The 7,320-nt window shown below is 35.7% G+C and carries 9 protein-coding genes; 2 read left to right on the top strand and 7 right to left on the bottom strand.

The genetic code is table 11. The annotated features are described in order from the left end of the window. Positions 1-14 precede the first annotated feature (14 nt). Positions 15-1,136, bottom strand: a complete 1,122-nt coding sequence (locus tag QAI40_RS16355) for an ATP-binding protein (RefSeq protein ID WP_304511841.1) — start codon at positions 1,134-1,136, stop codon at positions 15-17. Between the two features lie 291 nt (positions 1,137-1,427). Beyond that, entirely contained in the window at positions 1,428-1,658 is a 231-nt protein-coding gene (locus QAI40_RS16350) for a hypothetical protein (protein WP_304511840.1), read from the bottom strand. A gap of 35 nt (positions 1,659-1,693) precedes the next feature. Between QAI40_RS16350 and QAI40_RS16345 the strand changes: the two genes are divergently transcribed. Then, positions 1,694-2,815, top strand: coding sequence for an AAA family ATPase (locus tag QAI40_RS16345; protein WP_304511839.1), 1,122 nt, complete (start codon positions 1,694-1,696; stop codon positions 2,813-2,815). A 96-nt stretch (positions 2,816-2,911) separates the two neighbouring features. Here QAI40_RS16345 and QAI40_RS16340 read toward each other — a convergent pair whose 3' ends face one another. The 5 genes from QAI40_RS16340 to QAI40_RS16320 all read right to left on the bottom strand — a co-directional run bounded on the left by QAI40_RS16340 (position 2,912) and on the right by QAI40_RS16320 (position 6,621). Beyond that, positions 2,912-4,210, bottom strand: coding sequence for an ATP-binding protein (locus QAI40_RS16340; RefSeq protein WP_304511838.1), 1,299 nt, complete (start codon positions 4,208-4,210; stop codon positions 2,912-2,914). A gap of 183 nt (positions 4,211-4,393) precedes the next feature. After that, positions 4,394-4,687 (bottom strand): type II toxin-antitoxin system RelE/ParE family toxin, encoded by a 294-nt coding sequence (locus QAI40_RS16335; protein ID WP_304511837.1) that lies wholly within the window; start codon positions 4,685-4,687, stop codon positions 4,394-4,396. Further along, positions 4,684-4,902 (bottom strand): addiction module protein, encoded by a 219-nt coding sequence (locus QAI40_RS16330; protein WP_304511836.1) that lies wholly within the window; start codon positions 4,900-4,902, stop codon positions 4,684-4,686. Before QAI40_RS16330 ends, QAI40_RS16335 begins: the two co-directional genes overlap by 4 nt. A 209-nt stretch (positions 4,903-5,111) precedes the next feature. After that, on the bottom strand, positions 5,112-5,360 hold the full coding sequence (locus QAI40_RS16325) for a hypothetical protein (protein WP_304511835.1): 249 nt from the start codon (positions 5,358-5,360) through the stop codon (positions 5,112-5,114). Positions 5,361-5,382: 22 nt separating this feature from the next. Further along, positions 5,383-6,621 (bottom strand): ATP-binding protein, encoded by a 1,239-nt coding sequence (locus QAI40_RS16320; RefSeq protein WP_304511834.1) that lies wholly within the window; start codon positions 6,619-6,621, stop codon positions 5,383-5,385. A gap of 272 nt (positions 6,622-6,893) precedes the next feature. On the opposite strand from QAI40_RS16320, the gene QAI40_RS16315 reads away from it, so the two are divergent. Then, positions 6,894-7,319, top strand: a complete 426-nt coding sequence (locus tag QAI40_RS16315; protein WP_304511833.1) for a DUF6088 family protein — start codon at positions 6,894-6,896, stop codon at positions 7,317-7,319. Position 7,320: the final 1 nt, after the last annotated feature.

Raw genomic sequence — 7,320 nt, 5'->3', positions numbered from 1 at the left:
GATTGCAAAAAAGTTCAAGGCAGCGTTAATGTTGAGAGCCAGTTATGGGCGGTTCGGATTTCAGCACCATTTGGAAATGTTTTTTCCTTTTTTAATTCTTTGACAACCTGAACCATTTTTAACTGTGGGAAAAATTTTCTGAACACTTCAAAATTTGAACTCAAGCTATTGTCTTTCCATTTTACTTCCACCATCAGTACTGGGTCATCACCGGATGTGGTACAAAAATCAATCTCTTTTTTATCCTTGTTTCTCAGGTAAAACAGCTTTTTTGTTTCTCCAAAACAATCTTCCCGAAAATGGATTTCCTTTTGAATGGCACATGCAACAGTGTTCTCCAGTTTAATACCCTGCTCACCTATGACCTGCCCGGTATCATAAAAATAGAATTTAGGAGCTTTTTGAATTGCCCTGGCAATATTTTTATGAAAAGGTGGAACTTTAAAAATTATATACATATTTTCAAGTATCATGAGCCATCTTTTTACAGTTTTGTCAGAGCATTGTAAATCCTGCGATAAAGAGGCATAGGATATCGGGCTTCCCACACGGTGTTTTAATAATTGAATCAGCGTTTCAATCTGGATGATTTGCTGGACATTCTCAAGATCAATGAGATCCTGCTTTAAAATAATATCAAGGTGTGATTTTTTCCAACGATTGTAAAACCGGGTTGTCCCGTTTAAAAATGGTTCAGGAAAACCGCCGGAAAATAAAAGTTTGTCTAATTCCGCTTCAAGGTTACCAGGGTTTAAAAAATTGTGAATTTCTTTTAAATCCAAAGGATGCAATCTAAACTGGAAAAATCTTCCTGCCAAAGAATCGCCAACCTTTCTGTAAGTGTCGAGTTTGGCGCTGCCGGTAACAAGAATTGAGGGCGGAATGCCTTCCGTATCATAAACTCCTTTTAACCATGATTTCCAGTTTTTTAATTTGTGAAGCTCATTAAAAATAACAAGCTTTTTTGATCTGTCCCAGGATTTTTCCTGCAAGCCCAACCTGTCGTCCGGGTTATCAAAATTGAAGTAATCATAATCAGGATTTAACATTTTAGATAGCGTTGTCTTTCCTGTTTGCCGTGGTCCGGTCAGCAGGATTATTTTTTTATCCAGATCTTCCTGAATATATTTTTCCAAGTATCGTTTCATAGCGTCTATTTTGACATTAATTCCGAAATAGTCAAGACTTTTTCGGAATTAAGTTCGATATAGTCTGAGTTTTTTGCATAGCTCCACCCTTTCGGTTACATTGCCAATTAGTGTGCAACAGGTTAACCTTTCTCTTGAGATTCGGCAGCGTCTTTATGAAATGGGACAATCGTCGGATGATCATCGGCCGGCCGGGACATATGCACGGCAGGTATTTAATCGTATTTTGATTGACCTGTCATGGAATTCAAGTCGTCTGGAGGGTAATGATGCCCCCTTTCATTTGTTGATGTGCCTGAGAAAGCCTATATTGACAGACTGATGGGGGTGTATGAACTCAATAGGATTGAGCTGCTCAGGGGTGATAATTTTTGGATATAGCGCCGCCTTGATTGTCTTCCGTGCGATGGAAATAAGTTCTTTAAACAAGGGATGGTTTTTATTGGCAAACATGTTTGCCATACTTTGATTGACATTACGCACATTGTGTAATATTCTGTTTGCAAACATGATTATGGCATCATGTGTAACTGCGGGGTAAAAAAATGAAAAATCCTTTTACTTACAGCAATTTTGCAACCGGTCCCTCTTTTTGCAATCGGACAAAAGAACAAAGAGACTTGCTTGATTTTATCATGGCCTCACAAAATGTTTTGCTATACTCTCATAGAAGAACCGGTAAAAGTTCATTAATAAAGAAGGTTTTTCAAAATATAAAAGAGCAAAAGCTTGATACTGGAACGGTCTATATAGACCTTTACTGCACAACTTCTGAAAAAGAATTTATTACAAGAGCCTTTCAACAATTGAGTGCTTTGGAGTCAAACACGGACAAACTGTTAGGCTTGTTGAAAAGCAGCATTAATAAGTTATCATTTCAGATCAGCATTGATCCGGTTACAAATTCACCGGCCATTGCACCCTCTTTTAAGGCTGCGGATGAAAGTCTGATTTTAAAAAATTTGATGGAGTTGCTTGAAAAGTTTTCTGAAAAAAGAAAAATTGTTATTGCTTTTGATGAATTCCAGGAAGTGGCTAAATATGCAAATGCCGATTCGTTTGAAAAACAATTAAGATCCTATGTTCAGCAGCATTCTAATATCTGTTATATTTTTTGCGGAAGCCAGCAGCATCTACTTACAGAAATGTTCAAATCTCAAAAAAAGGCCTTTTATCAGCAGGCAGCAAGTTTTCCGCTAAAAGAGATCGAAACAAGGCATTATATCCCCTGGATGGAAAAATTATTTAAGGATGGCAATCTCACCATAGAAAAAAACAATTTAAAACAGATTGTTGAACAGTTTAAAAATCATCCAATGTATATTCAATTGTTCTGTTTTTTCCTTTGGAAGGAATTACAGCAAAACCCTTGGTCTGAAGAGACATTAAATAAAATTGAACGTTCGATGATTGAACAAAAACATCTTGAATATCAAACGTTGTGGGACACTCTGTCCATTAACCAGAAAAAAACCTTAAAGCTTATTTTATTTAATGACGGACAAAACCTTTTTTCGGCTGAGGCTTTAATAGATGTCAATATTAAAACGGCCTCGATTGTCACACGATGCCTGAAAAGTTTGTCTGAGAAAGAAATTTTAATAAAAAATGGAAAATATATTATCCAGGATATTTTTTTTAAAAAATGGCTTGCTTTGAATATTTAACGAATTTTTGTTTTGATCGGTAAGTTCCCAGCACACCCAATAAGATCGTTTCAAGTTATAGTAAAGGTAATCCTGGTGCTTTCGGTCTGACCCCCATCACGACCTTAAAAACAGCGAAACTGCATAAAGAGGATAGTTTCTAATTTTACCATCCTCTTTAAAATTCATAAGAGTTGAACGTGATAGTACCAAAGGTTTAAATTTTTCTCCATAAACACGTAGACTCTTTTTTTGCTTACTTATTCCGGCCTTAACTTCAAGAGGTAAAATCTGATTTTTCAAGGCAACAACAAAATCAACTTCTGCTGTATTTCTACTCGACCAATAATACAGATTTTTCTGGCCATGAACGACAAACTCCTGTGCTACATAGTTTTCAACAAATGCACCATTATATTCACTAAACAGCCGATCGCCTTCAATGATGGCCTTTTGTGGGACACTGATCATAGCACCCAGCAATCCAATATCAAGAAGATAGAGTTTAAACTTATTATCCTGATATCCGGAGAGAGGCAATTTTGCAGTCTTGATGTTATTTACTTTTTTGACAAGCCCTGCATCAACCAGCCACTGAATCGATTCATTATACTCCCTTGCCCGTGCATTTTTATCAATCCGGCTAAAAATAAATCTTTTATTTTCCCTGGCCAATTGCCCGGGAATACTTGCCCATATATTGGCAAGTCGGATAGCCTCTGTTTTAGTTGTATATTTGGAAAAATCCATCGTGTAAGCTGATAATATCTCATCCTGAATATTACGCACCTTATTCAAATCCTTATCTTCAGCATATTGCCCGACAGCTTCAGGCATACCACCAACAAAATAATAAATTTTCAAAAAATCTATAAGCTCAGTATGAAAGCTTTTTGGGATAGTATGAAAATCAGTTTTATCATCAATAAACAGCCGTAGTTGCTTTTTCCCAACAGCATCAAGGAATTCACCAAATGACATGGGGTGCATATCAAGAAAATTAACTTTTCCCACTGGAAATGGAGCAGACTGGCCAACTTTTACTCCTAACAGAGAACCTGCAGTCGCAATATGGTATTCTGGTGCATCCTCACAAAAATATTTCAAGCTGGTGAGTGCCTTAGGCGAGTTTTGAATTTCATCAAAAATAATGAGTGTGTTGTCAGATGATATCCGTGCTTCCTGATAAATTGAAAGCGTATCAATTATTTTTTCGGGTGATAGTCTGCCCGTAAAAATTTCATTCAGATCCGGGTCTTCTTCAAAATTAAAGTAAGCAACATTGACATACTCTCCTTTCCCAAATTTTTTAAGGATATATGTTTTGCCAACCTGACGTGCACCTTTAAGCACGAGAGGTTTTCGGGAGGAAGACAGTTTCCATGAAACCAATTGTTTGTAGATATCTCTTTTCATGGAAAACTCATACCATATTTTGTGATAAAATACAAAAAACACATATAGAAAAACGTGGAAATATTTAGAAAACTCGTTGTGATTTCGTGAAAATAGCTTTTAAATCTGCAATGCACTAAAGACACAGCCTCTATTCCATCGATATTGGTTTCCTGATTGTATGTGTGCAAAGGTCTTCTGTTGTTATGTCAATTTATTCCTTATCCATGCTGGTTTCCTACGGCAATCAACAACTGCGTAAATTCTAATTTCATTTTTTATACATTGATAGTAAACAGCAAAAGGAAATCGTTGTGAAAGGAGGCGATGATATTTTTTGAAATGTATAGAATGAATCCCAGCATATAATTGAAGAGATTCAATATCAGAAGTCAGAGCTTCTAAAAAATATGTACCCAATCCCTTGTGCTGAAATTCATAAAAATAAAACCCTTCTTCTAAATCTTTACTTGCGGATTTAAGAATTTTAATTTTCATGCAATTAAATCACGGATATTTTTTTTTGCCACGTCCCAGTCTATAAAATCATCTATTCCTTGTTTAATTTTTTTCTCTCTTTCCATCAATATTTCTTCATGCCATGATGGCGAAGTGAAATCTGGAGTATTCCGACAAATATCATCCCATAGTAATTCCATTGTTGAAATTTTATCATGGACGTTCATCTTGTCGAGCGGTAAATTATATTTCATGATACGATCCTTTTATGTACATTAAATTTTTTTATCAATATCTCCTGTATTTATATTATTGTTAAAATTTATTCTAACAATAATATAACCTTAAAGCAAACAACCCTATATTTTATACGGAAATTCGGCAAGCTATAGCTCCGCTCTTCGGTTACATTGTGGTTAGTGTGTAATCGATTGAAATAATTAATAAAATTTCTAAATAAATATTATTTCATTTCCCAGATCAATATATGCTTTCGCTTTTCAAGTCTGGGAAGAAACTCTTTAAATTCTTTTCTGGTTAAAACAAGTGAACGAATTTTTCTTTTAATATATCGTTCTGTTTTTATACTCAAATCATTAAGGTGGTACTGGTCAATATTGCCGACCAACAGCAGATCAACCACGCCTGTGTCTTTCCCTTCTGCATAATCATCTATCAGGTATGCCAGTTCAAGGTAGCCAAGTCTGTTCACTATGCCCTCAATGACTTTGTCATCACCCAATCACGCTTAAAAATCGTGCAGCAGAAATGATATAGCAATTGTCCGGATATACATCCAGTCCATTAAAATTTTCAACAAGCTGGTAAAAAGGTACATTTAAATACCGTTTAAAATATCGACCGGAATTCGACAGAGAGTTGTCACTTGTTTTTGCTTCAAACAAGGCAAAGGGCTTTCTATCTTTAACAATGAGAAAATCTACCTCCCTGCCTTGATGATTTCGGACATATCGCAGATCAAAATCTCCAAGCCCGAATTCGTTCCATCGATAAACCATGCGTAAAAGCGATACAGCTACCATATTTTCAAAACGTGCCCCGGGATTATTAACCAAAGTCCAGTCATAAAAATAGACTTTGTTTTCCTTTTTAATTGCTTTGGCAATATGTTTGCTCCACGGCATAATTGAAAAAATCAGGAATACTTTTTTTAAACCTTCTAACCAGCCGCTCACTGTCCTATGATTTACATTCAGGTCTTCTCTCAATGAATTAATACTCAATGGTGAAGCAATTCTTTCAGGTAGAAGTAGAACAAGCTGTTCTACACCTTTCATATCCTGAATACGCGAAAGGTCGCGTAAATCCTCATAAATCAGAAGAGATTTATAATCACGTTTCCATTTTGTTGAAAACCTTTTACTTGCTTTCAGAAAAGGCTCTGGAAACCCGCCGAATATCATTAAGTGCTGTAATGTATCCTGAGATAGTTTCAACGGAACATTGTGCAAATTTGATAGAAGCTCATTTTCACTTCCACCGGATAATATAGTATCATCATTAAAAATCAATTCAGGACATCCCATAGCTTCAGCCAGACCAAGAGGCAGCATACCATAGGAAAAATATCTACCGATTAAACTGTCGCCTGACTTCCTGAAATAATCAAGCCGGGCGCTTCCGGTAATAATAAAGCGAGCTTCATCCCTGTGTAGATCATAGAGACCTTTTAAAATATCTTTCCAGTTTTTATGCTTGTGTATCTCATCAAAGGCAATCAGAGGTATTGAACTGTGTTCAGTAATTTTTCCTTTTAAAAAATGTGGATTTCTAATATATTCCCGCCGGACAAACGGATCATCCCAGTTAAAATAAAGAGACTCCTGTTTAAGCTTCTTAAGATGTTGTCGAACAAAAGTAGTCTTGCCAATCTGCCTTGGACCAGAAAGAAAAATCATTTTATCAGCATTAATTTCAGGATTAAATAAATATTGTGTATGAATACGTTCCATATGAATTTATTGCATACGCCTACAAAAATCACAAGAGTTTTTTGTAGGCGTATGCAATTTTTTATGAATTTTTATATCATTTGGATAGAATCAATAATATTTAAAATTCTTTCTCTATGGACAGATACAGATTGGTATAATATTGTATCTATATCAAGAGAAAGTTTAAAAAATGTTGGGAGCAAATTAATTGTCCGGATTTGTAGCACATAGACTCTCAACTTCCTTATGGACTTTATTTTAATTGTCGTATATTTGCATGGAGTTTGTCTATGGTTGCCAAGGTCAAAAAAACATTAGAAAGAAAAATTTATTATCGTATTAAACGTGCTAAGGTGTCTACATTTATACCATCCGATTTCGCAGATTTGTCTGACCGGGATCAGGTACTGCGCGTGCTGAGAAAACTTATTCAGAAAAATATTATTATCCGTGTTGGTCAAGGTGTCTATACACGGGCAAGGATATCATCAATCACTAAGAAACCTGTTCCTGAACAGAATCTCAGGATTATTGCTGTCATTGCTTTAAAAAAGTCTGGTGTTACAGTCCTTCCTGCTCATTATGAAAGAGAGTACAACAAAGGGAAGACGACCCAGGTACCTACCGGGATAGTGATTGGTGTTAATAAAAGAGTAAATAAAAAAATTGGTTTTAATGGCAGATTTGTGAAATATGAAAAAGTTTCCAACCGTTGAA

Source organism: Desulfobacula sp. (genome assembly GCF_030611305.1).
In the GTDB taxonomy this organism is placed as follows: domain Bacteria; phylum Desulfobacterota; class Desulfobacteria; order Desulfobacterales; family Desulfobacteraceae; genus Desulfobacula.
The sequence above is the reverse complement of the archived record's forward strand: the minus strand, read 5'-3'. Positions and strand labels throughout refer to the sequence as shown.